The organism is Daejeonella sp. (assembly GCF_049655485.1).
GTDB lineage: Bacteria > Bacteroidota > Bacteroidia > Sphingobacteriales > Sphingobacteriaceae > Daejeonella.
This window is the reverse complement of sequence record NZ_JBASJU010000388.1, coordinates 1-1,699: the sequence shown is the minus strand read 5'-3', so window position 1 is coordinate 1,699 and position 1,699 is coordinate 1. Positions and strand designations below refer to the sequence as shown.

General features: G+C 41.4%; 1 protein-coding gene and 1 pseudogene. Both read right to left on the bottom strand.

Annotated elements, in window-relative coordinates; translation table 11 throughout:
- Positions 1-794 (bottom strand): annotated as a pseudogene (locus tag WBJ10_RS15750) (hypothetical protein); the annotation flags it as partial.
- 228 nt (positions 795-1,022) lie between these two features.
- Positions 1,023-1,699, bottom strand: a 677-nt coding sequence (locus WBJ10_RS15745) for an efflux RND transporter permease subunit (protein ID WP_424291996.1), incomplete at its 5' end; no start/stop codon positions are given.

Here is a 1,699-nt window from a genome sequence, read left to right as displayed (position 1 = left end):
GCCTTAGGCAATATCCCTTCATTGACGTAAAATACCTGGTCCCGGTCTCTTGGAATAACGAGGTAATCTTTTCCATCGCCCTTTTTGGTGTCTACCCATCTCCACTGATCTTCATGCCTTCCCCAATCAGCGATCAGCAGATCCAGCAGGCGCGCGCGAAGGAACGCTCCACTGTCTAGCCTATGGTCATTATCCTCATCCAGTTCCGCAAGCATTTTAGGAGTATTATCTGATTCTCCCAGGGGTTCACGTTCTTCCAAAAGACAAATGGTACCGGCAAATTCCTTTTCAAATTTTCCTAAAGTTTTGTCAGGCGCAACCAAACCAATTACAGGATTTGTATGAGGGACTTTGACTGCTTCAGCCAATAGAGGAACAATAAGCGCTGAGTATGGATGCTGAGCGGAGAAATTATCATCGACCCATTTTTCATATATTGAACCTTTTACTACTTCAGGCGCCAGTCCCTCGCTATATTTGTTTACGCTTCTAAGCACCCATTCTTTTCCGGAACTATCTTTTAATCGTAATGAACGCGATTGATGACCCCCACCAAGTTCAGTAGGTACTAATCCCCCCATTATTTCCGAGATTTTTATAACCGGCAGTCTGGTATTAGCAGCCCATTCTTTTCTATAGTTTTCTCCAAAAATCTTTCGGTGAAGTCCGGAAACGCTGTCATATCTGGAAACTACGCTTACAGTTATACTGTCCTTTAGATGCAGAGTTTTTTGAGCAAACGATATATCAGATAGCAATAAAAAACTGACGATTAAAAAGAGGATACGCAACATAACGACATTTCATAAGTATTTGGCAAAATAATATCCAAATCTGAGGATTTTCTGAAGGTGAATGCGCAATAAAGTCTCCAAAGCTTCGCCATGGGTTTGTTCAAAGTAGTTTGCTGCTACTTCCTCATATTTTATGGCTCATCCGGGTTTATCAGTACGGGATTACCGCTACCTTTCAATGAGTTTTTCTGAAAACTTTCACGCATAGCAACTTAATAAACGAACAACCTAGTTAGCAGCTTCAAAAACTTCAGTTCGTCGTTGAACGAGCCTCATCCCAGTAGGTAACACAATCAACAGCAATGGTAATGCTACCAGAAAGCCGCCAATTACAGAAATAGCTAGCGGTTGATGAAGTTGTGCGCCAGCACCAATTCCAAGGGCGAGTGGTAAAAGGGCGATAATGGCTCCCAGGGCTGTCATTAATTTGGGGCGTAAACGGGTAGAAATCGAAAAGATAATCGCTTCATCAACACTTTTTGTGTGCAATGATTCCTTAACCTGTAGATAGGTAAAAATGGCATTTTCACCGATTATTCCTACAATCATAATTAAGCCTGTATAGCTTCCAACATTTAATGGGGTATTGGTTAAGAATAAAGCCAAGTAACTTCCGGAAATCCCTAAAATTGCAACTAAAAGAATCAGAAAGGCTATTTTAAATTCTTTGAATAAAAAGAGAATAACCCCAAAAACCAGCAGGCTGGATGTAATCAATATAGTGAACAATTCTTTGAAAGACTGCTGCTGTTCTGCATAAGCCCCTCCATATTGAATGTGATAACCAGGAGGCAAATGTACTTTTGCTCCCACGTTTAGCTGAATATCTTTTATCACGCTACCCAGATCGCGGTTATCTAACCGGGCAGTAACCACGCCCATAGATTGCAGATTCTCCCGTTCAA